This window comes from Mycobacterium sp. DL99, assembly GCF_004762045.1.
In the GTDB taxonomy this organism is placed as follows: Bacteria; Actinomycetota; Actinomycetes; order Mycobacteriales; family Mycobacteriaceae; genus Mycobacterium.
Map to the genome: position 1 here is coordinate 2,303,783 of NZ_SJOM01000007.1, position 23,856 is coordinate 2,327,638.

Annotated in this window: 23 protein-coding genes; 14 read left to right on the forward strand and 9 right to left on the reverse strand. The window is 66.8% G+C overall.

From position 1 onward, the window contains the following. Position 1 precedes the first annotated feature (1 nt). Both gatA and EYZ64_RS11595 read left to right on the forward strand, forming a co-directional pair. Positions 2-1,483: an Asp-tRNA(Asn)/Glu-tRNA(Gln) amidotransferase subunit GatA gene (gene gatA / locus EYZ64_RS11590; protein ID WP_135453560.1), complete on the forward strand. Its 1,482-nt coding sequence runs from the start codon at positions 2-4 to the stop codon at positions 1,481-1,483. Positions 1,484-1,532: 49 nt separating this feature from the next. Then, positions 1,533-2,564, forward strand: a complete 1,032-nt coding sequence (locus EYZ64_RS11595; RefSeq protein ID WP_135453561.1) for an ATP-dependent 6-phosphofructokinase — start codon at positions 1,533-1,535, stop codon at positions 2,562-2,564. Between the two features lie 9 nt (positions 2,565-2,573). Here the strand turns inward: EYZ64_RS11595 and EYZ64_RS11600 are convergent, their stop codons facing one another. Beyond that, entirely contained in the window at positions 2,574-3,266 is a 693-nt protein-coding gene (locus tag EYZ64_RS11600) for an NAD(P)-dependent oxidoreductase (protein ID WP_135453562.1), read from the reverse strand. Positions 3,267-3,342: 76 nt separating this feature from the next. Here EYZ64_RS11600 and EYZ64_RS11605 point away from each other — a divergent pair, with 76 nt between their 5' ends. Next, positions 3,343-3,816: a MarR family winged helix-turn-helix transcriptional regulator gene (locus EYZ64_RS11605; protein WP_286174795.1), complete on the forward strand. Its 474-nt coding sequence runs from the start codon at positions 3,343-3,345 to the stop codon at positions 3,814-3,816. Between the two features lie 26 nt (positions 3,817-3,842). Beyond that, positions 3,843-5,354 carry an Asp-tRNA(Asn)/Glu-tRNA(Gln) amidotransferase subunit GatB gene (gene gatB, locus EYZ64_RS11610; RefSeq protein ID WP_135453564.1) on the forward strand — a complete coding sequence of 504 codons (1,512 nt, stop codon included), beginning with the start codon at positions 3,843-3,845 and terminating at the stop codon, positions 5,352-5,354. Positions 5,355-5,361: 7 nt separating this feature from the next. Here the strand turns inward: gatB and EYZ64_RS11615 are convergent, their stop codons facing one another. Beyond that, positions 5,362-6,021 carry a TetR/AcrR family transcriptional regulator gene (locus EYZ64_RS11615; RefSeq protein WP_167857789.1) on the reverse strand — a complete coding sequence of 220 codons (660 nt, stop codon included), beginning with the start codon at positions 6,019-6,021 and terminating at the stop codon, positions 5,362-5,364. 101 nt (positions 6,022-6,122) lie between these two features. Further along, entirely contained in the window at positions 6,123-7,244 is a 1,122-nt protein-coding gene (locus EYZ64_RS11620; RefSeq protein ID WP_167857790.1) for a PQQ-dependent sugar dehydrogenase, read from the reverse strand. Positions 7,245-7,380: 136 nt separating this feature from the next. Between EYZ64_RS11620 and EYZ64_RS11625 the strand changes: the two genes are divergently transcribed. Further along, positions 7,381-8,223 carry a DoxX family protein gene (locus EYZ64_RS11625; protein WP_135453566.1) on the forward strand — a complete coding sequence of 281 codons (843 nt, stop codon included), beginning with the start codon at positions 7,381-7,383 and terminating at the stop codon, positions 8,221-8,223. A 13-nt stretch (positions 8,224-8,236) separates the two neighbouring features. Here EYZ64_RS11625 and EYZ64_RS11630 read toward each other — a convergent pair whose 3' ends face one another. Further along, positions 8,237-8,578 carry a PH domain-containing protein gene (locus tag EYZ64_RS11630; protein WP_135459955.1) on the reverse strand — a complete coding sequence of 114 codons (342 nt, stop codon included), beginning with the start codon at positions 8,576-8,578 and terminating at the stop codon, positions 8,237-8,239. Between the two features lie 356 nt (positions 8,579-8,934). Between EYZ64_RS11630 and EYZ64_RS11635 the strand changes: the two genes are divergently transcribed. From EYZ64_RS11635 to ilvC, 3 genes are all read left to right on the forward strand, one after another. Then, complete coding sequence (locus tag EYZ64_RS11635; protein WP_135453567.1) at positions 8,935-10,797, forward strand: acetolactate synthase large subunit; 1,863 nt, start codon at positions 8,935-8,937, stop codon at positions 10,795-10,797. After that, entirely contained in the window at positions 10,797-11,309 is a 513-nt protein-coding gene (ilvN, locus tag EYZ64_RS11640) for an acetolactate synthase small subunit (protein ID WP_135453568.1), read from the forward strand. The genes EYZ64_RS11635 and ilvN overlap by 1 nt, the downstream gene beginning before the upstream one ends. A 67-nt stretch (positions 11,310-11,376) precedes the next feature. Further along, positions 11,377-12,378: a ketol-acid reductoisomerase gene (ilvC, locus tag EYZ64_RS11645; protein WP_210115643.1), complete on the forward strand. Its 1,002-nt coding sequence runs from the start codon at positions 11,377-11,379 to the stop codon at positions 12,376-12,378. Positions 12,379-12,449: 71 nt separating this feature from the next. Here the strand turns inward: ilvC and EYZ64_RS11650 are convergent, their stop codons facing one another. Genes EYZ64_RS11650 through EYZ64_RS11660 form a run of 3 tightly spaced genes read right to left on the reverse strand, consistent with a single transcriptional unit; the run spans position 12,450 to position 14,875 of the window. Continuing rightward, complete coding sequence (locus tag EYZ64_RS11650) at positions 12,450-12,788, reverse strand: hypothetical protein (protein WP_135453569.1); 339 nt, start codon at positions 12,786-12,788, stop codon at positions 12,450-12,452. Between the two features lie 48 nt (positions 12,789-12,836). Beyond that, positions 12,837-13,448: an NAD(P)H:quinone oxidoreductase gene (gene wrbA, locus EYZ64_RS11655; RefSeq protein WP_135453570.1), complete on the reverse strand. Its 612-nt coding sequence runs from the start codon at positions 13,446-13,448 to the stop codon at positions 12,837-12,839. After that, positions 13,445-14,875: a phytoene desaturase family protein gene (locus EYZ64_RS11660; protein WP_135453571.1), complete on the reverse strand. Its 1,431-nt coding sequence runs from the start codon at positions 14,873-14,875 to the stop codon at positions 13,445-13,447. Before EYZ64_RS11660 ends, wrbA begins: the two co-directional genes overlap by 4 nt. A gap of 60 nt (positions 14,876-14,935) precedes the next feature. Between EYZ64_RS11660 and serA the strand changes: the two genes are divergently transcribed. Beyond that, positions 14,936-16,522, forward strand: coding sequence for a phosphoglycerate dehydrogenase (gene serA, locus EYZ64_RS11665; protein WP_135453572.1), 1,587 nt, complete (start codon positions 14,936-14,938; stop codon positions 16,520-16,522). Next, positions 16,519-17,529, forward strand: coding sequence for a 3-isopropylmalate dehydrogenase (locus EYZ64_RS11670; RefSeq protein ID WP_135453573.1), 1,011 nt, complete (start codon positions 16,519-16,521; stop codon positions 17,527-17,529). The genes serA and EYZ64_RS11670 overlap by 4 nt, the downstream gene beginning before the upstream one ends. An 84-nt stretch (positions 17,530-17,613) precedes the next feature. On the opposite strand, the gene EYZ64_RS11675 is transcribed toward EYZ64_RS11670, so the two are convergent. Continuing rightward, a complete protein-coding gene (locus tag EYZ64_RS11675; protein ID WP_135453574.1) occupies positions 17,614-18,573 on the reverse strand; it encodes a VWA domain-containing protein in 960 nt (319 codons plus the stop codon). Positions 18,574-18,753: 180 nt separating this feature from the next. On the opposite strand from EYZ64_RS11675, the gene EYZ64_RS11680 reads away from it, so the two are divergent. Both EYZ64_RS11680 and EYZ64_RS11685 read left to right on the forward strand, forming a co-directional pair. Further along, positions 18,754-19,752, forward strand: coding sequence for a VWA domain-containing protein (locus EYZ64_RS11680; RefSeq protein WP_135453575.1), 999 nt, complete (start codon positions 18,754-18,756; stop codon positions 19,750-19,752). 3 nt (positions 19,753-19,755) lie between these two features. Beyond that, positions 19,756-20,490 carry a lytic murein transglycosylase gene (locus tag EYZ64_RS11685; protein ID WP_135453576.1) on the forward strand — a complete coding sequence of 245 codons (735 nt, stop codon included), beginning with the start codon at positions 19,756-19,758 and terminating at the stop codon, positions 20,488-20,490. 70 nt (positions 20,491-20,560) lie between these two features. Here EYZ64_RS11685 and EYZ64_RS11690 read toward each other — a convergent pair whose 3' ends face one another. Beyond that, a complete protein-coding gene (locus EYZ64_RS11690; RefSeq protein WP_167857793.1) occupies positions 20,561-21,754 on the reverse strand; it encodes an MFS transporter in 1,194 nt (397 codons plus the stop codon). A gap of 119 nt (positions 21,755-21,873) precedes the next feature. Here EYZ64_RS11690 and EYZ64_RS11695 point away from each other — a divergent pair, with 119 nt between their 5' ends. Both EYZ64_RS11695 and EYZ64_RS11700 read left to right on the forward strand, forming a co-directional pair. After that, complete coding sequence (locus tag EYZ64_RS11695; RefSeq protein ID WP_135453578.1) at positions 21,874-23,019, forward strand: alpha/beta hydrolase family protein; 1,146 nt, start codon at positions 21,874-21,876, stop codon at positions 23,017-23,019. 60 nt (positions 23,020-23,079) lie between these two features. After that, complete coding sequence (locus EYZ64_RS11700) at positions 23,080-23,856, forward strand: fumarylacetoacetate hydrolase family protein (RefSeq protein ID WP_135453579.1); 777 nt, start codon at positions 23,080-23,082, stop codon at positions 23,854-23,856.

A 23,856-nucleotide genomic window follows, 5' to 3' on the forward strand; every position in this document is an offset into this window, starting at 1 on the left:
CATGAGTGAGCTGACCCGTCGCGATGCGGCGACCCTGGGTGCCCAGATCGCGGCCAAGGAGGTCTCCTCGACCGAGGTGACTCAGGCCCACCTCGACCAGATTGCGGAGACCGACGACCGCTTCAACGCCTTCCTGCATGTGGCGGCCGATTCCGCACTGGCCACCGCGGCCCGGATCGACGCCGCCGTGGCCGCCGGTGAGACGCTACCCTCGCCGCTTGCCGGGGTGCCGCTGGCGCTCAAGGACGTCTTCACCGCCACCGACATGCCCACCACCGCGGGTTCGAAAATCCTCGAAGGATGGCGTGCGCCGTACGACGCGACCGTCACCGCGAAACTGCGCGCCGCGGGCATCCCGATCCTCGGCAAGACGAACATGGACGAATTCGCCATGGGATCGTCGACCGAGAATTCGGCCTACGGTCCGACGCGTAACCCGTGGAACACCGAGCGGGTGCCCGGCGGGTCAGGCGGCGGCAGCGCCGCGGCTCTCGCCGCGTATCAAGCTCCGCTGGCCATCGGCACGGACACCGGCGGCTCGATCCGTCAGCCCGCCGCGCTGACTGCCACCGTCGGCGTCAAGCCGACCTACGGCACGGTCTCGCGGTATGGGTTGATCGCCTGCGCGTCCTCACTGGACCAGGGTGGCCCCTGTGCCCGCACGGTGCTCGACACCGCGCTGCTGCACCAGGTGATCGCCGGTCATGACCCGCGCGACTCCACCTCCGTCGACGCCCCGGTGCCCGATGTCGTCGGTGCGGCCCGGGCCGGTGCGGCAGGCGATCTCAAGGGCGTGCGGGTCGGCGTGGTCAAGCAGTTGCGCGGTGAGGGCTATCAGCCCGGCGTGCTGGAGTCGTTCAATGCCGCCGTCGCCCAGCTGACTGCGCTCGGCGCTGAGGTCACCGAGGTCGACTGCCCGCACTTCGATCATGCGATGGACGCCTACTACCTGATCCTGCCGTCGGAGGTGTCCAGCAACCTGGCACGTTTCGACGCGATGCGGTTCGGGCTGCGCGTCGGCGATGACGGCACCCACAGCGCCGAGGAGGTCATGGCGTTGACCCGGGCCGCCGGATTCGGGCCGGAGGTCAAGCGCCGGATCATGATCGGCACCTATGCGCTGTCGGCGGGCTACTACGACGCCTATTACAACCAGGCGCAGAAGGTGCGGACGCTGATCGCCCGCGATCTCGAGCACGCCTACCGGAGCGTCGATGTGCTGGTGTCCCCGGCGACGCCGACGACGGCGTTCCGGTTGGGGGAGAAGGTCGACGATCCGCTGGCGATGTACCTGTTCGACCTGTGCACGCTGCCGCTGAACCTGGCCGGGCACTGCGGTATGTCGGTGCCGTCGGGTCTGTCGCCCGACGACGGCCTGCCGGTCGGTCTGCAGATCATGGCGCCCGCCCTGGCCGATGACCGGCTGTACCGCGTCGGCGCGGCCTACGAGGCCGCCCGCGGTCCGTTGCCCAGCGCGCTGTAATTCCCCGCTCGGTCTACTGAAACGGCCGGCGCGGGGCAAGATGGTGCCCATGCGGATCGGAGTTCTCACCGGCGGCGGTGACTGTCCTGGCCTGAACGCGGTGATCCGGGCGGTGGTGCGTACCTGCGACCAGCGCTACGGCTCGTCGGTGGTCGGATTCCTCGACGGCTGGCGAGGTCTGTTGGAGGATCGCCGCATCCAGCTGGCCAACGACGATCGCAATGACCGGCTGCTGGCCAAGGGCGGCACCGTGTTGGGCACCGCGCGGGTCAACCCGGACAAGCTGCGGGCGGGCCTGGACCAGATCAAGCAGACGCTCGAGGACAACGGGATCGACGTGTTGATCCCGATCGGCGGTGAAGGCACGTTGACCGCCGCACACTGGTTGTCCGAGGAGAATGTCCCGGTGGTCGGGGTACCCAAGACCATCGACAACGACATCGACTGCACGGACGTGACTTTCGGCCACGACACGGCCCTGCAGGTGGCGACCGAGGCCATCGACCGGCTGCACAGCACCGCCGAATCGCACCAGCGCGTCATGCTGGTCGAGGTGATGGGCCGGCACGCCGGCTGGATCGCGCTGAACGCCGGGATCGCCTCTGGCGCGCACATGACGCTGATCCCCGAGCAACCCTTCGACGTCGAGGAAGTGTGCCGCCTGGTGAAGAAGCGGTTCCAGCACGGATCGTCACACTTCATCTGCGTGGTGGCCGAGGGTGCGAAGCCGGCCGAGGGCACCATGCAGCTGCGCCAGGGCGGCATGGATGAGTTCGGACACGAGAAATTCACCGGTGTGGCACAGCAATTGGCGCTCGAGGTGGAGAAGCGGATCAAGAAGGACGTCCGGGTCACGGTGCTGGGGCACGTCCAGCGCGGCGGCACCCCGACGGCGTATGACCGGGTGCTGGCCACCCGGTTCGGAGTGAACGCCGCCGACGCCGCGCATGCCGGCGAGTTCGGGATGATGGTGTCGTTGCAGGGGCAGGACATCGGCCGGGTATCACTGGCCGATGCGACCCGCCACCTCAAACTGGTACCGCAGTCTCGTTACGACGACGCCGCCGAGTTCTTCGGCTAGGCCAGGAGATCACGCGCTCTTGAGCGCTTCGCGGCGTAGCAGCTGCCACATGGACGGGGTGTCAACCGTCGTCGAAATCGTCACGGTCGCACCGGTTTCGGGTGATTCAGCCACCTTCAGCAAGTAGTCGGCGAGATCGGTGCGCGACGTGAACGCGCCGACCGGGTCGCGCCGGCCGGCGATGTATTCGGTGACGTCGGGCAGGTCGAACAGCCCGGACGGCCGCACGATCGTCCAGTTCAGTCCGCTGCCGGTAACGATGTCCTCCATCCTGCGCATGTCGGCGTAGAGCGTCTTGCCGAAGATGCGGCTGATCACGGGCTGGACCACGCGCAGCGCGAGCGGCGTATCGGTTCGGCCGGGGTAGTCGGCGATCGCGGTGGAGCTCACGACGGCCAATCGGTCGACTCTGGTGGCGCGCATCGCGGTGACGATGTTGCCGACGCCGACCGAGTAGGTGTCGACCGGATCCATGGTGAACGTGACACCCAGGGTGGACAGCACCGCGTCGGCGCCTTCGACTACGGCGCTGACCGCTGCTGCGTCGCGTACGTCGGCTTCGGCCACTGTGAGTGCGGCGTCGGTGAGCGGGAACTGTTCGGGGTGGCGCGTGACCGCCACGACGGTGTGGCCGGCGTCGAGGGCTCGGCGGGTGAGCAGACGTCCGGTTGCACCGTTGGCGCCGAAGATGACGATTCGCATGTGAACTCTCCCATATAGTCACTAACAGTGACAATCACTGTAGATGACAATCATCGGCAGTGCTAGTGTCCGCAGCGTGGCTGAGGAACCGATCGGTGTGTCCGCGCTCGACCAGCGCATACCGTTTCTGCTGTCCCAACTCGGCGCGTATGTGGCCGAGGGGTTCAAGGCCCGCCTCGAACCGCTGGGCCTGCATCCCCGGGCCACCGCAGTCCTGCTGGCGCTGGCCGCGGCCGACGGGCAGTCGCAGCGCGAGCTGTACGAACGCCTCGGTCTGCACCGCAACGTCATGGTCACGCTGATCGACACATTGGAAGCCGAAGGGCTCGTCGAACGCCGGCAGCACCCCGACGACCGGCGGGCATTCGCCGTGTCGCTGACCGAGCGGGCGCGCGAGCTGATCCCGGCGCTGGACGCCACGGGTCGTGCACTCGAGGACGAGGTGACGGCGTCGTTGTCGGATGAGGAACGTGCCGCGCTGCGACACGTTCTGCGGCGGCTGTCGGCCGCGGCCGGTCTGATCCCCGGCGTCCACCCCGGACTGGCCTGAAAAGCTGCCCAACTAGGATCGACACCATGTCTGTCGCTACCGCTGAACTCGTCGACTACGACGACGTCATCGCTGCCTACGAGCCCGTGATGGGCATGGAGGTGCACGTCGAGCTGTCCACGGCCACCAAGATGTTCTGCGGCTGCGCCAATCAGTTCGGTGCCGAGCCCAACACGCTGGTCTGCCCGGTCTGCCTCGGCCTGCCCGGCTCCCTGCCGGTGCTCAACGAGTCCGCCGTGGAGGCGGCCATCCGCATCGGTCTGGCGCTCAACTGCGACATCGCACCGTGGGGCCGGTTCGCCAGGAAGAACTACTTCTACCCGGACCAGCCGAAGAACTACCAGATCTCGCAATACGACGAGCCGATCGCGATCAACGGATACCTCGACGTGCCGCTAGATGACGGCACCACCTTCCGCGTCGAGATCGAGCGTGCGCACATGGAGGAGGACACCGGCAAGCTGACCCACCTGGGCAGCGACACCGGCCGCATCGCGGGCGCGACCACGTCGTTGGCCGACTTCAACCGCGCCGGCGTGCCGCTGATCGAGATCGTCAGCAGACCCATCGAGGGGACCGGGGCGCGTGCGCCGGAAATCGCCCGCGCCTACGTCACTGCCCTGCGGGATCTGCTGCGCGGCTTGGACGTATCGGATGTGCGGATGGACCAGGGATCGATGCGATGTGACTCGAACCTGTCTCTCAAGCCGATCGGCGCCGCCGAGTTCGGCACCCGCACCGAGACCAAGAACGTGAACTCGCTCAAGAGCGTCGAGGTTGCGGTCCGGTACGAAATGCGCCGTCAGGCAGCAGTTCTCAATTCCGGCGGCACCATCACCCAGGAGACCAGGCATTTCCACGAGGACGGCTACACCTCGCCGGGGCGCAGCAAGGAGACCGCGGAGGATTACCGCTACTTCCCCGAGCCCGACCTGGAACCGGTCGCTCCCAGCGCCGAGTTGGTCGAGCGGTTGCGCCAGACCATCCCTGAGCTGCCGTGGTTGGCGCGCAAGCGGATTCAGGAGGACTGGGGCATCTCCGACGAGGTGATGCGCGATCTGGTCAACGCCGGTGCGGTCGAGCTGGTGGCAGCCACCGTCTCACACGGCGCCTCCAGCGAGGCCGCCCGCGCCTGGTGGGGCAACTTCCTGGTGCAGAAGGCCAACGAGTCCCAGATCGAGCTCGACGCGCTGCCGATCACCCCGGCCCAGGTGGCCGCCGTCGTCAAGCTCGTCGACGAAGGGAAGCTGTCCAACAAACTGGCCCGCCAGGTGATCGAGGGCGTGCTGGCCGGCGAGGGAGAACCCGAGCAGGTGATGACCGACCGCGGGTTGGCGCTCGTGCGTGATGACTCGGTGATCCAGACCGCTGTGGACGAGGCGCTGGCCGCCAACCCGGACGTCGCGGAGAAGATCCGCGGCGGCAAGATCCAGGCCGCCGGTGCGATCGTCGGTGCGGTGATGAAGGCGACCAAGGGTTCGGCCGACGCCGCCCGGGTTCGTGAGCTGGTCCTGGCCGCGTGCGGCCAGAGCGGGTAATCGCCCGTCAGCGCACCGGACCGGCGAACATCGTCATCGCCGCGGCGGCATATTGCTCCAGTCGCTCGCGCGGGTAGTTGTCCGGATCGTGTACGGCCAGTCGGCCCAGCATCTCGGCGAATGAGAGCAGGGTGTGGCCGAGCAGCTCGGGGTCCAGCGCGGAAAGCCGGGGGTCCACCGCGATGCCGGCTTTCGCCATCTGCTCGAGCTGCGTGAGGATCTGGTTGCGGGCGTTGCGGACCGCCGCGCGGTAGTCCCGCGGAGTGCTGTCGGGCACGGTGAGGATGAGCCGCCAGCGCGTCGGGTTCTCCAACACGCAACGCAGGAACCCGGTGACGGTCGCGGTGTAGGCGTCCGTCGGGCCCGCGACGGACAGTTTCTTGGGCAGGGCGCTCAGTACCTGGCTCAGCCCGTTCTGGTGTTCGCGGATGAGCAAGGCGGTCACCAGCTCGGTGCGCGTCCGGAACGCGGTGTAGAGGACAGGTTTGCCGACTCCGCCGGCCTCGGCGACCGCCTCCATCCTCAGCTCGTGCAAGGGGCAGTCGTGGAGCACGGTCATCGCCGCGTCCAGCAGTTGCTCGCGCCGTTCTTCACGCGGTAGCCGCGGTGCATATCTGCGGCGCTGGCGGTCAGGCACCCGGACAATGGTACGTGATAGGCGAACCATTTCTAAGAGCGCATCACGCACGTTGTATTCATCTCGACCCGTTGACTCAGCCGGTCCCGGTCAGGCCCCGAGGGTCGATCTATGACGAAATGTCTTGTGCCTCAGGTGTTGTCGGCATTGCTGCGCGGGAAGCCGCCGCCCTGCGGGAAGAGCGGGAAGACGACGTCATCGAAGCTCTCGGCATCTCCGGCAGTTCGGTTCACCGTCGCGCCCCACACGTTGCCGTCGGGGGAGAGCTGCAACGCCCAGGCGTGACCGCGCACGTTCTCCCGGACCACCTCCGGGTCGCCGGTGACCGCGCCGGTGTCGGGCGCCAGCCGCACGGCGACGGTCTTCTTGGAGTTGACCAGGTTGACCAACACCGTGCCCTCCAGGGCGGCGCACCCGGCGACTCCCGGTCGGTCCGGCCAGGTCCACACCGTGGACACCTTGGAATCCTTGGTGATCCGCTGCAGCCGATCTGCGCTCGGAGTGCGGTCGGTGACGTAGAGCGAGCCGTCCGACGAATCGACACACATGGCCCCTGCGGCGCCCAGACCGCTGAGCGCCGTGGTGACCGGGGCCTGGTTGACCGTGGTGGGCTGCTCGATGCGCAGCACCTTGCCGGCCAGTGATCCAGGATCGGCGCCCAGTGCCGGATCGCCCGCATCACCCGTCTGCACCAGCAGGGTGGTCTTGCTGGTGAAGGTCAGCGACCCCATATTGCCGCTGGCGCCCTTCGGGATGCCGGTGAGAATCGGCTTCGGCACGTCGCCGTCGGCAATGCGTATCACCCGGTTGTCGGTCGGCGTGCTGACGTACGCGTACATCAACCGGTCCTGGCCGTAGGTCGGCGACAACACGATGTCCATCAGGCCGCCGTCACCGGACGGATCGACCGGGATCGTCACCTTGACCTTCGGTTCGGCCTTCACCGACACCTGCTTGACCGCGCCGGTGAGCCGCTCGCCGACCAGGGCGGACTGGCTGTCGGGGAGCATGATCAAACCGCTGGTGCTGTCCAGGCAGCCCTGCATCACGCCCGTTGCCTTGCATTCCTTGGGGAACGGCTTGGCCGGCAGTGGTGGCGGAGGCGGTGGCGTCGTGGTCGGCCCCGGCTCCATCTTCGGTGCAGTGGTGAAAGGCTCGGACTGGGCCGCGTCGAAACGGGCACAGCCCGAACCGACCAGCATCGCGGCACACAGAACGGCGGCCACCCCCGTCATCCGCCGGCGCGATTTCATGCCCGCCAGATTACGGATGCCTCGGCAGTGCGCGCCACGTCGGCACCTTGTGCCGCGTCCATAGCAGCCTGATACCAGGCAGAAGCGCCGGGGTAAATACCAGGATCGGACCGACCTTGCACTTACCCTGGCAGCTGTGACCAGTCACTCGCAGGACCCGCAAGCCTGGCAACGACCGGGTTACTCGGACGATTCCGCCAGGCCGGCTGGAGCCAGCCTGGTCGACCCGGAGGACGACCTGCCGTCGGCGGCGTACGGCGGGGACTTCGAAACCACCGCGATTCCGCGCTACGACTCCAAATCGGGCGACCAGTCGGCGTTCAGCCTGGTCGCCGACCCTGAGCCACTGCCGTATGTGCAACCGGGCGGACCAGCCCCGATCGGACCCTTCTCGGCTGAACCGGCCGAGATCGAGCGCGACGAATTCGTCGACGACCGCATCAAGGCCGCCGGGCGGCGGGGCACCCAGGACCTGGGTCTACTGATCCTGCGCGTGGCTCTCGGCGGGTTGATGATCATCCACGGCCTGCAGAAGGCGTTCGGCTGGTGGGGCGGCCCGGGACTGGACGGATTCAACGCCTCGCTGGGCGAGATGGGCTTCAAGAACGCCGACATCCTGACCTATGCGGCCACCGGAGGCCAGATCGCCGCCGGTGTCCTACTGGTTCTCGGGCTGTTCACGCCGATCGCGGCTGCCGGCGCACTGGCCTACCTGATCAACGGGTTGCTCGCCACGGCGATGGCGGCCCATGAGCAGGCCCGGCTCTCGGAAGTCATCACCGACGGCACCGAATACCGGATGATCGTCGTCGTGGCCGCGGCCGCGATCATCCTGACCGGCCCGGGTCGCTACGGATTCGACGCCGGTCGAGGCTGGGCCCGGCGGCCCTTCGTCGGATCCTTCGTGGCCCTGTTGCTCGGCGTGGCCGGCGGCATCGCCATCTGGGTGCTGCTCAACGGCGGCAACCCGCTCGCCTGACAGAGCTGAGCCGTCAGGCGTAGGGATTCGGTACTCGGCCGCCGCTCACCTCGGTAAGCAACGGCAGCGTGGCGAACGTCACGGCGGGCAGGCGCAGGTCGGTTCCGTCGTTCAACTCGGCAATCGCCCATGACGACCGGTCGAACCGCAGTCCCTTGATCTCGCCCCACGGCACCGTGCGGCTGCGCGTCAGAGAACGTGCGGTGACGGTGTCGGCATCGACAACGGTGCGGTACCGGACGATGGCCGTGGACAAGGCAATCGGGATCACCAGCAGCACCGAGAATGAAGTCGGATTGCTCAGCACCAGGGTCAGTAGGCCGAGCGTCAGGAAGCCGACTGCCAGGTGCGCCATGGGCGATATCCGGATGACGACAGGGGCGGTTGCCGAACGTGCGCTCACGGGTTCATCCTTGCACCAGCCGAAGGGCGGTCCTCGCCCATCACCCCGTCTCCGGCGGCAATTTGACCTTTAACCTGTACGGCAGCTACCGTCGGGTGCTATGCAGACCCCCGGATTGCTCGTAGTAATTGGTTGGCGCGTTGATGCCGCGCTGGCCCTCTGCCGGGCATAGCAAAACGCATCGACGCGCCACCCTCGTACAGCTGCCAGCTGACGGGGGTTTTTTGTTTGCCCACAAGCGCACCGGAATCATTGGAAAATTAAAACTTCCTGAACAGGAATGTGACGCAGACCGTGAAGAGGACATCGTGAGCGCACCGACAACGCGACCGCCGGCCCGGTCGGGATCAGCGCCTGCCAACGGCGCAGCCAAGGCCAAATCAGAATCCGGGCAGCCCAATCGGGTTGCTCCGCAGCAGCTCACCGGTGCCCAGGCGGTCGTCCGGTCGCTGGAAGAGCTCGGCGTCGACGTCGTCTTCGGCATCCCCGGCGGCGCCGTGCTGCCGGTTTACGATCCGCTGTTCGACTCGCAGAAGCTGCGCCACGTGCTGGTCCGCCACGAGCAGGGGGCCGGCCACGCGGCCAGCGGCTACGCGCACGCCACCGGCAAGGTCGGCGTGATGATGGCGACGTCGGGCCCCGGCGCGACCAACCTGGTCACCCCGCTGGCCGATGCCCAGATGGACTCCATCCCTGTGGTGGCCATCACCGGGCAGGTGGGTCGCGGCCTGATCGGCACCGACGCCTTCCAGGAAGCCGACATCTCCGGCATCACCATGCCGATCACCAAGCACAACTTCCTGGTGCGCAACGGTGACGACATCGCCCAGGTGATGGCCGAGGCCTTCCACATCGCCAGTTCTGGGCGCCCGGGTGCGGTGCTCGTCGACATCCCCAAGGACATCCTGCAGGGCCAGTGCACCTTCGCGTGGCCGCCGCAGATGGATCTGCCCGGCTACAAGCCGAACACCAAACCGCACAGCCGTCAGGTGCGCGAAGCCGCCAAGCTGATCGCCGCGGCCCGCAAGCCGGTGCTCTACGTCGGCGGTGGTGTCATCCGCGGTGAGGCCAGTACCGAGCTGCTCGAACTGGCCGAGCTGACCGGTATCCCGGTCGTCACCACGCTGATGGCCCGTGGCGCGTTCCCGGACAGCCACCCGCAGCACCTGGGGATGCCGGGCATGCACGGCACCGTGGCCGCCGTGGGTGCATTGCAGAAGAGCGACCTGCTGATCGCCCTGGGCACCCGGTTCGACGACCGGGTCACCGGCCAGCTGTCCTCGTTCGCCCCTGAGGCGAAGGTGATCCACGCCGACATCGACCCCGCGGAGATCGGCAAGAACCGGCACGCCGACGTGCCGATCGTGGGTGACGTGAAGGCTGTCATCACCGATCTCATCGAGGTGCTGCGCCGCGACGGAACCACCAGTGCCGCACTGAAAATGGACAGCTGGTGGGAGTATCTGTCGGGCCTCAAGTCGACGTACCCGCTGAGCTACGGTCCGCAGAGCGACGGCAGCCTCAGCCCCGAGTACGTCATCGAGAAGCTGGGCCAGATCGCCGGACCGGAAGCGATCTACGTCGCGGGTGTGGGTCAGCACCAGATGTGGGCCGCGCAGTTCGTCAAGTACGAGAACCCGAAGACTTGGCTGAACTCCGGCGGGCTGGGCACCATGGGCTTCTCCGTCCCCGCGGCCATGGGCGCCAAGTTCGCCCGTCCCGAGGCCGAGGTGTGGGCCATCGACGGCGACGGCTGCTTCCAGATGACCAACCAGGAACTGGCTACCTGCGCCATCGAAGGTGCACCGATCAAGGTGGCGTTGATCAACAACGGCAACCTCGGCATGGTGCGGCAGTGGCAGACGCTGTTCTACGACCAGCGCTACAGCCAGACCGATTTGGCTACGCACTCACGCCGGATCCCCGACTTCGTCAAGCTGGCCGAGGCGCTGGGTTGCGTCGGACTGCGCTGCGAGCGGGCCGAAGACGTCGAGGACGTCATCAACCAGGCCCGGGCCATCAACGACCGCCCGGTGGTCATCGACTTCATCGTCGGTGCCGACGCGCAGGTGTGGCCGATGGTCGCCGCCGGTACCAGCAACGACGAGATCATGGCGGCCCGCGATATCCGGCCGCTGTTCGACGAGAACGATGAAGAGGGGCATGCCTGATGAGCAACTCCACCCCCACCCACACCCTGTCGGTGTTGGTCGAGGACAAGCCCGGCGTGCTCGCCCGGGTGGCCACGCTGTTCTCCCGTCGCGGCTACAACATCCAGTCCCTGGCTGTGGGTGCCACCGAGCAGAAGCACCTGTCGCGGATGACGATCGTGGTCAGCGTCGAGGAATCGCCGCTGGAGCAGATCACCAAGCAGCTCAACAAGCTGATCAACGTGATCAAGATCGTCGAGCAGGAGGACGACAATTCCGTCTCGCGCGAACTCGCCCTGATCAAGGTGCGGGCCGATGCGACCAACCGCGGCCAGGTCATCGAAGCAGTGAACCTGTTCCGCGCCAAGGTCGTTGATGTTTCGACCGAGTCCCTGACGGTCGAGGCGACCGGTACGGCGGAGAAGCTGGAGGCCCTGCTGCGGGTCCTGGAGCCCTACGGTATCCGCGAGATCGCACAGTCCGGCATGGTGTCGGTCTCGCGCGGACCCCGTGGTATCAGCGCAGTGAAGTAAGCACGTCAAGTAGCGTTAATCGGCTGTAGAGCTAGAAAGAGAAGGAATATTTCGCATGGCAGTTGAGATGTTTTACGACGCCGACGCGGACCTGTCGATCATCCAGGGTCGTAAGGTCGCCGTCATCGGCTACGGCAGCCAGGGGCACGCGCATTCGCTTTCGCTGCGCGACTCGGGCGTGCAGGTCAAGGTCGGTCTGAAAGAGGGCTCGAAGTCCCGCGTCAAGGTCGAGGAGCAGGGCCTCGAGGTCGACACCCCGGCCGAGGTGGCCAAGTGGGCCGACGTGATCATGGTGCTCGCACCCGATACCGCGCAGGCCGAGATCTTCAAGAACGACATCGAGCCCAACCTGGAGGACGGCAACGCGCTGTTCTTCGGCCACGGCCTCAACATCCACTTCGGTCTGATCAAGGCCCCGGCCAACGTCACCGTCGGCATGGTCGCCCCCAAGGGCCCCGGCCACCTGGTGCGTCGCCAGTTCGTCGACGGCAAGGGCGTGCCCTGCCTGATCGCCGTCGACCAGGACCCCAAGGGCGAGGGCCAGGCCCTGGCGCTGTCCTACGCCGCCGCGATCGGTGGTGCCCGCGCCGGCGTCATCAAGACCACCTTCAAGGAAGAGACCGAGACCGACCTCTTCGGTGAGCAGGCCGTGCTCTGCGGCGGCACCGAAGAGCTGGTCAAGGCCGGCTTCGAGGTCATGGTTGAGGCGGGCTATGCCCCGGAGATGGCCTACTTCGAGGTGCTGCACGAGCTCAAGCTCATCGTCGACCTGATGTACGAGGGTGGCATCGCCCGCATGAACTACTCGGTGAGCGACACCGCGGAGTTCGGCGGCTACCTGTCGGGTCCGCGCGTCATCGATGCCGACACCAAGCAGCGTATGCGGGACATCCTGACCGACATCCAGGACGGCACCTTCGTCAAGCGTCTGGTCGCCAACGTGGAGGGCGGCAACAAGGAGCTCGAGGCGCTGCGCAAGGCCAACGCCGAGCACCCGATCGAGGTCACCGGCAAGCAGCTGCGCGACCTGATGAGCTGGGTCGACCGGCCGATCACCGAAACGGCCTAATTTTTCACGCTGACTGGCCAGTTATTGCACGCAAGCATTGAAAGCGCGTGCAATAACTGGCCTTTCGCGTTCTAGACAATTCGGTAGTCGAGCGCGGCCAGCGTGCGGGACACGTTCCTGCCGTCGGCGCTTCCGGGCAGCTTCCCGGTACCGTCGATCTGCAGACCTTCACCGACCACGCCGTAGAGCTCGGTCGACACCGGATCGTCAGGCTCGGCCGGCTCGATCCGACCATCCGGGTAGATGCACTGCGCGCGCATGGCCCACAGCTGTTGTGAAGCGGCCACGACGTTGTAGCCGTGCAACGGCGGACTCACGTGATAGAGCTCCAGGTCGCCCACCGCGAACAACGTCATGATCGGATCCGTGTGGGGGACGGTTCCCACCAACCGCGCGAAGCCCGTGTTCACCGTTCAAATCTAAGCGGTCCCGGCAGGTCTGCGGCGCAGCAGTTCTCGTCAGGAGCTCAGGCGCGCAGCCACGCTGACCACACGACGGGCCAGGTGATCCAGCGCGTCGTAGGTGGCGTCGTCGAATTCGCTGATGTTGTCGTGGTTGGCGATCAGGCTCGCGCCGTACGGGTTGCCGTCGACGAATTTCAGCGGGTCCGTGTAGCCCGGCGGCACGATGATCCCACCCCAGTGCATCAACGTGACGTACAGCGTCAGCAGCGTGGTCTCCTGCCCGCCATGGGCGGTGTTGGTCGAGGTGAACCCGGCGTAGACCTTGTCGGCGAGCTTGCCCTGCGACCAGAGGCCGCCGAGCGAGTCCAGAAATCCCCGCAATTGCGAAGCGACAGAACCGAATCGGGTGGGGGAGCCGAAGATCACCGCGTCCGCCCACACGATGTCGTCACCGGTGGCCCTCGGTTGATCTTTGGTGGCTTCGTAATTGGCGGTCCAGGCCGGATTGTGGGCGAAGGATTCCGGGGCGGCGGTTTCGGCAACAGGGCGCAGCCGCACCTCGGCACCCGCGGCTTCCGCAGTGGCGGTGACGCGTCGGGCCATCGTGGTGCCGTGGCCGGTCGCGGAGTAGTAGATGACGGCGACCTTGGGCTTGGTGGTGGTCATGGCGCCAGCTTAGGCAGATCCTGGATGCCGAACTCGCGTTTCAAGACGGTGCGGGCCGCGTAGAACCCGGCCATCCCGTGCACGCCACCGCCGGGCGGGGTGGCCGACGAGCACAGGTAGACCTTGGGGATCGGTGTGGTCCAGGGATCGAACCGCGGAGTGGGTCCCAGCAGAGCGCTGGCCATGTTGTTGCCGCCGACCCCGATATCGCCGCCGACCAGATTGGCGTTGTGTTCGTCCATCCGCGACGCCGGCACGCTGCGTACGGCGACCACGACATCGCGAAAGCCCGGGGCGAACCGTTCGAAGATCCCGGTCACGGTCTCGGCCATGTCCAGCGTGGAGTTGTTGGGTACGTGGACGTAGGTCCACAACGGGCGGCGGCCGGCGTCATCGATGCGGGAGGGGTCGGCGATATGGGGGAGTGCGGCCAGCACCATGGGCCACTCGGCGTGGCGGCCTGCGGCGATCTCGGACTCGGCCAGCGCCATCTGGGCGCGGCTGCCGCCCAGGTGCAGCGTCGGTGCCAGGACCAGACGTGGGTCACGCCAAGGTATCTCGCCGCTCAGCACGAAATCGACCTTCGCTACCCCCGGCCCGTAGGTGTAACGGCGCAACGCCCGGGCGTAGCGAGGCGGCAGGGTCTGGCCGTAGATCGACAGCAGCGCGGTCGGTGCGGTGTCGTAGAGGACCACTCCCGACGGCGGTTCGGTGACCTCATGTCCGAGGACCAGTTCGCCGCCGTGTGCGGTGAGATCGGCGATCAGCGCATCGGGGATGGCCTGGGATCCGCCGAGCGGGATGGGCCATCCCACCGCGTGTCCCAGTGTCGCCAGCATCAACCCGGCGCCTCCCGAAACCAAGGACGGCATTGTTGAGATCGTGTGTGCGGCAACACCACTGAACAGTGCGCGGCCATCCTCGCCTCTGAGTGACCGCCACAGCGGGGTGCCTTGGGCCAGGAGTCGGGGTGCGACGCGCACCGCCGCGCCCAGAGACGGGGGTATCGACCGTTTGTCACCGAGGATGAGGCCCACCACGCCATCGCAATCGGCGGCCAGTGGGCCGAGTAGCCGTCGCCAGGAATCTCCCGAGTCCAATTCGGCGCAGGTGCGCTCGATGTCGCGGTAGCCGACCGCGGCGGGCCGGTCGGTCAGCGGGCTGGCATAGGAGATCTCGGGGACGGCCAGGCGCACCCCGCGGGCCTGCAGGTCGTAGGCGGCGAAGAACGGCGACGCCAGCGCCAGCGGATGTACTGCCGAACAGATGTCGTGGCTGATGCCCGAAAACTCGGGGTCGCTCACGGTGCGGGCGCCGCCACCCGGGGTCGGCTGCGCTTCGATCACGCGTACCGACAGTCCGGCTCGGGCGCAGATGACCGCGGCGGACAAGCCGTTGGGGCCGCTACCGACGATTGTGACGTCCACGCCCATCAGTACACCGCACGCGGTTCGGCTGTGGTAGGGCCCACACATTAGGCTGTCCGCGTGAGTCTTCCCGTTGTTTTGATTGCCGACAAGCTCGCGGAATCGACCGTCGCCGCCCTCGGCGACCAGGTAGAGGTCAGGTGGGTCGACGGTCCGGACCGCGAGAAGCTGCTCGCTGCCGTGCCGGAAGCCGACGCGCTTCTGGTGCGTTCCGCCACCACGGTGGACGCCGAGGTCATTGCCGCGGCTCCCAAGCTCAAGATCGTCGCCCGCGCCGGCGTCGGCCTGGACAACGTCGACGTCGACGCCGCGACCGCCCGCGGGGTGCTCGTGGTCAACGCGCCGACCTCCAACATCCACAGCGCCGCCGAGCACGCCCTGGCCTTGCTGCTGTCCACGGCCCGGCAGATCCCCGCCGCTGACGCGACCCTGCGCGATCACACCTGGAAGCGGTCGTCGTTCTCGGGCGTCGAGATCTTCGACAAGACCGTCGGCGTCGTTGGCCTGGGCCGCATCGGGCAGCTCGTCGCCCAGCGCCTCGCCGCCTTCGGCGCGCACATCGTGGCGTACGACCCCTACGTCTCGCAGGCCCGCGCCGCCCAGCTCGGCATCGAGTTGCTGCCGCTGGACGAGCTTCTCGGCCGCGCCGACTTCATCTCGGTGCACCTGCCCAAGACCAAGGAGACCGCAGGCCTGCTCGGCAAGGAGAACCTGGCCAAGACCAAGCCGGGCGTCATCATCGTCAACGCCGCCCGCGGCGGCCTGATCGATGAGCAGGCCCTGGCCGACGCCATCACCAGCGGCCATGTGCGCGCCGCCGGCCTCGACGTCTTCTCGACCGAACCGTGCACCGACAGCCCGCTGTTCGAGCTGCCCCAGGTTGTCGTGACCCCGCACCTGGGCGCCTCGACCTCTGAGGCGCAGGACCGGGCCGGTACCGATGTGGCCGCCAGCGTGAAGCTGGCGCTGGCCGGCGAGTTCGTGCCGGACGCGGTCAACGTCGGCGGCGGATCCGTCGGCGAAGAGGTCGCGCCCTGGCTGGACCTGGTGCGCAAGCTCGGTCTGCTGGCCGGTGCCCTGTCTGACGCGGCCCCGGTGTCGCTGTCCGTGCAGGCGCGTGGCGAGCTGGCTTCCGAAGACGTTGAGATCCTGAAGCTGTCGGCGCTGCGTGGGTTGTTCTCCGCGGTGGTCGACGAGCAGGTGACGTTCGTCAACGCGCCGACACTGGCCGCCGACCGTGGCGTGGCCTCCGAGATCAGCACCGCCACCGAGAGCCCTAACCACCGCAGCGTGGTCGATGTACGTGTCGTGCACGCTGACGGCAGCGCGCTGAACGTGGCGGGCACCCTGTCCGGGCCGCAGCTGGTCGAGAAGATCGTCCAGATCAACGGACGCAACTTCGACCTGCGGGCCGAGGGCTACAACCTCATCGTCCACTACAACGATCAGCCGGGCGCGCTCGGCAAGATCGGCACCCTGCTCGGTGGCGCCAACGTCAACATCCTGGCCGCGCAGCTGAGCCAGGATGTCGAGGGCGACAGCGCCATCGTGATGCTGCGGCTGGATACCGATGTGCCCGAGGATGTGCGTTCCGCGATCGCCGCTGCGGTTGACGCCACGACGCTGGAAGTGGTCGACCTGTCATGAAACTCGCTGTAATCGCCGGCGACGGCATCGGTCCGGAGGTCATCGCCGAGGCACTGAAGGTGCTCGACGCGGTACTGCCCGGTGTGGACCGGACGGAATACGACCTGGGTGCGCGGCGCTACCACGCGACCGGGGAGACCCTGCCCGAGGGCTTCGTCGACGAGCTCAAGGGCTACGACGCAATCCTGTTGGGCGCCATTGGTGATCCCTCTGTGCCCAGTGGTGTGCTCGAGCGCGGACTGCTGCTGAACATGCGGTTTGCGTTGGACCACCACGTGAACCTGCGCCCGTCGCGGTTGTTCGCCGGGGTTTCCAGCCCGCTGGCGGGCAACCCGGAGATCGACTTCGTGGTGGTGCGCGAGGGCACCGAGGGTCCCTACACCGGAACCGGCGGCGCGATCCGGGTGGGCACCCCGCACGAGGTTGCCACCGAGGTGTCCACCAACACCCGGTTCGGTGTGGAGCGCGTGGTGCGCTACGCGTTCGAGAAAGCCCGCGCGCGGCGCAAACACCTCACTCTGGTGCACAAGAACAACGTGCTGGCGTTTGCCGGCTCTCTGTGGAAGCGCACCGTCGATGAGATCGGTGCGGAATACCCGGACGTCGAGACGGCTTACCAGCACATCGATGCCGCAACCATCCACATGGTCACCGACCCGGGCCGCTTCGACGTGATCGTCACCGACAACCTGTTCGGCGACATCATCACCGACCTGGCGGCCGCGGTGTCCGGCGGTATCGGCCTGGCCGCATCGGGCAACATCGATGCGACGGGCACCAACCCGTCGATGTTCGAACCGGTGCACGGCAGTGCTCCGGATATCGCCGGGCAGGGTCTTGCCGATCCGACCGCTGCGGTGATGAGCGTGGCGCTGCTGCTGACCCACCTCGGGGAAACCGACGCGGCGGCGCGGGTCGACAAGGCTGTCAGCGAGCACCTGGCCACCCGTGGTGACGCCAAGCTCTCGACCAGCGAGGTCGGCGAGCGCATCCTGTCGCTGCTGTAAAGATCTCTGCCGAGCAGACGCAAAGTGCCCCAGATCGCTTGATTTGGGGCACTTTTACGTCTGCTCGCGGTATCGGCGGCGTCGCTACACCGGCAGTCTGCGGTTGACCAGCAACGCGCACCCGGCGGCGGCGAGTGCGGCCAATGCGCCGGCCCGCAGCCACCATCCGCGATCGGGGCCGCTGATCGTCTGATATCCGATCTGCTGCTGGATCGCTTGATAGTTGCGGTTCAGCTCATCGATGTCAGTGGCGGTGTAGGGCTCACCACCGGACAACGTGGCGATGCGCTTGAGCATCTCGTCGTCGACGGGTACCGGCACCTGATTGTTCTCGAGCGCGACCCAGCCGTCCTTGGTGCCGAACGCAATTGTGGACACCGGTACGCCCTGGTCTTTCGCGGCTCGTGCGGCGGTGTAGGCGCCACGCGGGTTGTCGGGATTGGCGGGTTTGTTTGCCGCGCCATCGGACTCGAGCACGATCCGCGCGGGCGGAGCATCGGAGTTATCGGCCGCGAGTACCTGGCCGACAGATGAAATCGATTGCAGTGCAGTGAATATTGCTTCACCTGTGGCTGTCGCGTCGTTGAGACTCAGGTGGTCGAGGGCCTGCACCGTGGCTTCGTGATCCGGCGTCGGTGATACCAGTAGGGCAGCGTTACCCGCGAAAGCCACCAGGCCCAGGTTCACCCCGGGTGTGAGCTGTTCGGCGAACTGTTTGGCGGCGTCCTGGGCTGCCGCCAGCCGTGTGGGGGTGACATCGGTGGCGCCCATCGACCGGGACTCGTCGATGACGAGCATGATCACCGCACGGTTGCGAGGGATGCGGATCTCGCGCGTCGGCCCCGCCAGCGCCACGGTGAGCAGGACCAGTGAGCACAGCCCGAGTGCCACCGGTAGATGACGTTTCCACCGGCGCGGCGCGGTGTGGCCGGTGAACCGACGAAACAGACGTTGTCTGCGGATCTGGGCGACGACATAGAGCACCAGCAGCGCAACCGGCACCGCCAGCAGCGCCAGCCAACCCGGTTCAGACAGCGCCCTCATCAGCAGCGCCTCCTTGTCCGGGCCAGGCGAACGGAACTATCGGCCGAGTCGAATCTCACCGTTGACACCATCCGTTCCGTTTCGCTGCGCCCAGTCGAGCCACCGGGTGTACTTCAGGTTCAGTTATATACTCAAGCAAGCGTTTGATCGTGATGGGATGCATCGAAAGGCCGGAATCTCATGCTGAACGACCTGAGCCTTTCCGGATTTGCCCATCCTTTGTACTTCCTGTGCCTGCTCGCCGTCGTGGCGATTGCTGTCGCCTACCTGTGGGTGCAGCGAACCCGGCGGAAGCGCGTGTTGCGGTTCGCCAACATGGAGGTGCTCGAGCAAGTCGCTGCCGCACAGACGCCAAGTCGTTGGCGTCACCTGCCCGCCGCGCTGCTCGTTTCTGCACTGGCCTTGATGACCACCGCGATGGCCGGCCCGACTGACGACATCCGTGTCCCGCGGAATCGCGCGGTGGTCATGTTGGTCATCGACGTATCCGAATCGATGGCCGCCACAGACGTGCCGCCGAGCCGGATCGAGGCAGCCCGCGATGCGGCGACGCACTTCGCCGACCAACTCACCCCGGGGATCAACCTCGGACTGGTCAAATTCTCTTCGAGCGCTGTGATGCTGGTGGCCCCGACAGCGGATCACGATGCCGTCAAGCGCGCGGTCGCCACGCTGCAACCCGAGCCACGCACCGCGACCGGCGAGGGGATCTTCACCGCACTGCAGGCCATCGCTACGGCCGGGGCGGTAATGGGCGGAGGCGATGGCCCACCGCCGGCCAGGATCGTTCTGGAGTCTGATGGCAAGGAGACGGTGCCCGGGAATCCGGACGATCCGCGCGGCGCGTTCTCTGCGGCACGAGCCGCACGCGACCAGGACGTGCCGATCTCGACGATTTCGTTCGGAACCCCTTACGGCACTGTGAATATGGACGACCAGCAGATACCGGTTCCCGTCGATGACAGCACCCTGCAGAAGATCGTCGAGATCAGCCACGGTCAGGCCTATCACGCGGGCAGTCTCGATGAACTCAATTCGGTCTACTCAGAATTGGAGCAGCAGGTCGGGTATGAGACGGTGCGCGGGGACGCCAGCGCCGGTTGGATCGGGTTGTCGCTCTTGGTGATGACAGCCGCGGTGACTACGGGCATTCTCGTCAATCGGCGGCTACCGTTGTAGGACATGGATGTGGCGCGCCAACGTTGGCGACAACCGGTCGCGGTCATCGCCGCCACCGCTATCCTGCTCGCCTCAAGCTGCAGCGGCCACTTCGCTTCGCCCATCCCGGAAGGGATCCCGCCGCCACCGGGTGATCCGGTGCCCGATATCGACATCTCGGCCCGGGGCCGGCCCGCCGACCAACTCGCAGCATGGGCTGCACCTCGCGCCGCCGCGATGGGCCTCCCGGCCGCCGCGCTGGAGGCGTACGCGTACGCGGCCAAGGTTGCGGAGGTGGTGAATCCGGGGTGCCATATCGGCTGGACCACCTTGGCCGGAATCGGCACCGTGGAAAGTCGCAATGGCACCTACCGGGGAGCCACGATCGCACCCAACGGCGATGTTGCCCCGCCCATCCGTGGTGTGAGACTCGATGGCACCAACGGCAATCTCCGCATCATCGAAGAGGCCGGCACCGACCAAGCCGAGTACGCGCAGGCCATGGGGCCCATGCAGTTCATCCCGGAGACGTGGCGACTCTACGGTGTCGATGCCCACAACGACGGGGTGGTCAATGTCGACAACATCGATGATGCGGCGCTGGCCGCGGCGGGATACCTGTGTTACCGCGGCGGCGATCTGTCCACCCGGCTGGGATGGCTGGATGCGCTCTTGGCCTACAACGACTCCGGACTGTATGTGCGTACGGTCCGAGACTGGGCGACGGCTTACGCGGCAGGGCATTCGTTGTGGGCGTGACCGGCGTCGATCTGTGCCTTCGGACAAGCGCTCACGGACTATTGCTCTTCGCGCAAGCGCTCATCGTGCCCTATTGCTCTTCGCGCAAGCGCTCATCGGCCGGCACGAGGGGGACCGCCAACAACGGCAACAACGCACACACCGCAAAAGCCGCCGGGTAGCCCGCCACACCGATCAGCGCACCGAACAACGGTGCCGAGCTGGCGGTCGCCAGGTGCTGGCTGGTGTTCTGTGTACCCAGTGCGCGTCCGCTCCAGAACGGACCGGCGATCTCGGCGATCGCCGTGAACGCCAAACCGTTGTCGGACACCGTGATCACCGAGGCGATCACGATCAGCGCGACACTGATCGGTGAACCCAGCCAATCGGTGAGCGCCAGCAGCCCCATCGTCGCTGCTGCGGCCAACGCAATCGTCCGGATAGGCCGCAGCCGCTGCCCGACGACATCGGACCATCGGCCCGCCGCGATCCGCCCTGCCGCGCCCAGCAATTGAGCGACGGTCACCAGTGTGCCCGCCGATGCCGCAGACCAACCCCGGTCGCTCATCAACCACACCAGGGTGAAGGTCCACACCACGCCCTGGGGGATCACCAGCAGTACCGACACCGCGTGGATGCGCCACAACACGTTTGAGCGGCGGTACGGGTTGGCCAGGTGTTCGGCCGGTGCCTCGTGGCGGGCCGGCCGGGGCGGATCCAGCACGCCCACAGCGCAGATCACCGCCGAGAGCACACACACCACCGCAGGGAACAGCAGTGCCGTCGCGGTGCCGTGGCTTTCGGCCAGGCGCGGAATCACCAACGCGCCCGAGCCGACACCCAAAGGTGTTGCCGTCTGCCGGATTCCCATCGCCAGCCCACGCTGTTCAGGTGGGAACCAGCCCACCACGACCCGCCCGCTCGCCGAATTACTACTGGCCGCAGCCATTCCACCCAGCAGCAGGAACAGTCCGACGGACATCAGGGAATCCGCCGCAGCCGCCCCGAAGGCCGCCGCGGCGGTCAGGGCCGAGCCCACCGTCAGCACGATCCGTTCGCCTACCCGGTCAACGATGTACCCCCAGGCGATCAGGGTGAGCACCAGTCCGAAGCTCGGCATCGACGACAGCAGACCGGCCTTGGCCAGATCCAGGCCACGCTCGGCGTGCAGGGTGGGGATGAGGAACGCGGCGCCGTTGATGAACACGTTGGCGCATGTGGTCGCGGTGAGTGCGATCGCCAACATCGACCAACGGCGAAACGTGCTGATCGACGAAACAGCCATGCGTGCATCGTTCCACGGATATCTCAAAATATTGAACCTGTGTCCCAATATATGAGACCGATGAAAAGCTGACCTAAGCTGTGCCGGTGAAGTTGTGGTTGACGGCAACCGTTTTGCTGATGTGTGGACTTGTGGCGGCACCGACCGCGGCGGCGGCCGTGCCGAACTGGTCGGGCCTCGATGCCCGTCACTACGACGCGCCCATTCCCGTGGCCGGAACCCTGATCGAGGCGGTCCCGTTGGATCCCGCACTGTCGGTACCGGGTGCGGCGAGTGCCTACCGCATCCTCTACTCGACTGTCGATCAACATGATTCGCCGGCGCTGAGTACCGCCGTGGTGTTCATCCCGCACGGCCAGGCGCCCGAGGGTGGCTGGCCCACGATCGCATGGGCACACGGCACGGTCGGACTGGGTGACGATTGCGCACCGTCGGCACAGCCGCGCACCGCAAGGGATGTCGAGTATCTGACGCACTGGCTTGACCAGGGCTACGCCGTCGTCGGCTCCGATTACGCCGGGCTGGGCACCCCGGGGCTGATGAGCTACCTCAACACCGTGGCCACCGCCCACAGCGTCGTCGACTCGGTGATCGCGATGCACCACATGGATCTGCCGTTGTCGCCGAAATGGGCCATCGTGGGTCAGTCTCAGGGCGGCGGGGCCGCGGTCAACAGCGCACGCTGGGCCACCGAATTCAGCCGGGGGACCGGCCTGGACTATCGCGGCGTGGTGGCCACCGGGACGCCGTTCAATGTCGAGGGCATCGTGAAGCAGGCGGGCCCCGATATGGCGCTGCCGCCGAATCTGGGACCGGCGGCCAACAGCTATACCGGCTACATCCTGGCCGGGTTCCGGGAAGCTCGTCCCGACATCGACGTCAACAGTGTCCTCACCCCGGCCGGGCTGGATGCCGTGGACAAGGCGGAGACGCTGTGTAAGCCGCAACTCGATCAGCAGCTCACCGGGATGACGCCGACGGCGTTCTTCCGCGCGCCGCTGGACACCCTGCCCGGCGCCTCGGAGGCTCTCGACGCCTACCTGGGCACGCCGACCAGCGGTTACGACCGGCCGATCTTCCTCGGCGTCGGACTCCTGGACCGCGATGTCCCGCCGAACATGTCACTGCAACTCGATGAGCAGCTGCGGGCGAACGGACAGGACGTCACACTCAAGGTCTATCCCGACGAAGATCACTCGGGCACCGTGCTGGCCTCGGTCCCGGATTCCACGCCGTTCCTGGCCGCGGCATTCGCGGCCGACTGACGGAATCCGACCGGAGGCGTCCGCGCTGGTGGTCGGACGCTGCGCACTACCCTGGTCAAAATGCGCTTAGGTCGAATCGCCAGTCCCGACGGCGTCGCTTTCGTCAGTGTCGAAGGCGACGGCGCCGATGCCGTCTGCAAAGAGATCGCCGAGCATCCGTTCGGCAATCCCAACTTCACCGGGCGGAGTTGGCCGCTGGCCGACGTCCGCCTGCTGGCGCCCATCCTGGCCAGCAAGGTCATCTGTATGGGCAAGAACTACGAGGCCCACGCAGCGGAGATGGGTGGGGTAGCTCCCGAGGATCCGGTGATCTTCCTCAAACCCAACACCGCGATCATCGGGCCCAACGTGCCGATCCAGTTGCCGGCCGACGCCAATCCCGTTCACCACGAGGGTGAGCTGGCCATCGTCATCGGGCGGCCCTGCAAGGACGTGCCCGCCGCACGTGCGGCCGAGAACATTCTGGGCTACACCATCGCCAACGACATCTCGGCGCGCGACCAGCAGGCCAAGGACGGCCAGTGGATGCGGGCCAAGGGCCACGACACCTTCTGTCCCGTGGGCCCGTGGATCGTCAACGATCTCGATCCCTCGGACCTGGAGATCCGCACCGAGGTGAACGGAGAAGTGCGCCAGCGCAGCCGGACCTCGCTGATGATCCATGACATCGGTGCCATCGTCGAGTGGGCCTCGGCGGTGATGACGCTGCTTCCTGGCGACCTGATCCTCACCGGAACCCCCGAAGGTGTCGGCCCCATCGAAGACGGGGACACCGTGAGCGTCACCGTCGAGGGCATCGGCACCCTTACCAATCCCGTTGTACGCAAGCAGAAGTAG

Excerpts from the sequence above, each read along its gene's own strand:
- gatA (WP_135453560.1), top strand. The coding sequence starts at position 2 with ATGAGTGAGCTGACCCGTCGCGATGCGGCGACCCTGGGTGCCCAGATC.
- EYZ64_RS11595 (WP_135453561.1), top strand. The coding sequence starts at position 1,533 with ATGCGGATCGGAGTTCTCACCGGCGGCGGTGACTGTCCTGGCCTGAAC.
- EYZ64_RS11600 (WP_135453562.1), bottom strand. The coding sequence starts at position 3,266 with ATGCGAATCGTCATCTTCGGCGCCAACGGTGCAACCGGACGTCTGCTC.
- gatB (WP_135453564.1), top strand. The coding sequence starts at position 3,843 with ATGTCTGTCGCTACCGCTGAACTCGTCGACTACGACGACGTCATCGCT.
- EYZ64_RS11615 (WP_167857789.1), bottom strand. The coding sequence starts at position 6,021 with ATGGTTCGCCTATCACGTACCATTGTCCGGGTGCCTGACCGCCAGCGC.
- EYZ64_RS11620 (WP_167857790.1), bottom strand. The coding sequence starts at position 7,244 with ATGAAATCGCGCCGGCGGATGACGGGGGTGGCCGCCGTTCTGTGTGCC.
- EYZ64_RS11630 (WP_135459955.1), bottom strand. The coding sequence starts at position 8,578 with ATGGCGCACCTGGCAGTCGGCTTCCTGACGCTCGGCCTACTGACCCTG.
- ilvN (WP_135453568.1), top strand. The coding sequence starts at position 10,797 with ATGAGCAACTCCACCCCCACCCACACCCTGTCGGTGTTGGTCGAGGAC.
- ilvC (WP_210115643.1), top strand. The coding sequence starts at position 11,377 with ATGTTTTACGACGCCGACGCGGACCTGTCGATCATCCAGGGTCGTAAG.
- wrbA (WP_135453570.1), bottom strand. The coding sequence starts at position 13,448 with ATGACCACCACCAAGCCCAAGGTCGCCGTCATCTACTACTCCGCGACC.
- EYZ64_RS11670 (WP_135453573.1), top strand. The coding sequence starts at position 16,519 with ATGAAACTCGCTGTAATCGCCGGCGACGGCATCGGTCCGGAGGTCATC.
- EYZ64_RS11675 (WP_135453574.1), bottom strand. The coding sequence starts at position 18,573 with ATGAGGGCGCTGTCTGAACCGGGTTGGCTGGCGCTGCTGGCGGTGCCG.
- EYZ64_RS11680 (WP_135453575.1), top strand. The coding sequence starts at position 18,754 with ATGCTGAACGACCTGAGCCTTTCCGGATTTGCCCATCCTTTGTACTTC.
- EYZ64_RS11685 (WP_135453576.1), top strand. The coding sequence starts at position 19,756 with ATGGATGTGGCGCGCCAACGTTGGCGACAACCGGTCGCGGTCATCGCC.
- EYZ64_RS11690 (WP_167857793.1), bottom strand. The coding sequence starts at position 21,754 with ATGGCTGTTTCGTCGATCAGCACGTTTCGCCGTTGGTCGATGTTGGCG.
- EYZ64_RS11695 (WP_135453578.1), top strand. The coding sequence starts at position 21,874 with ATGTGTGGACTTGTGGCGGCACCGACCGCGGCGGCGGCCGTGCCGAAC.
- EYZ64_RS11700 (WP_135453579.1), top strand. The coding sequence starts at position 23,080 with ATGCGCTTAGGTCGAATCGCCAGTCCCGACGGCGTCGCTTTCGTCAGT.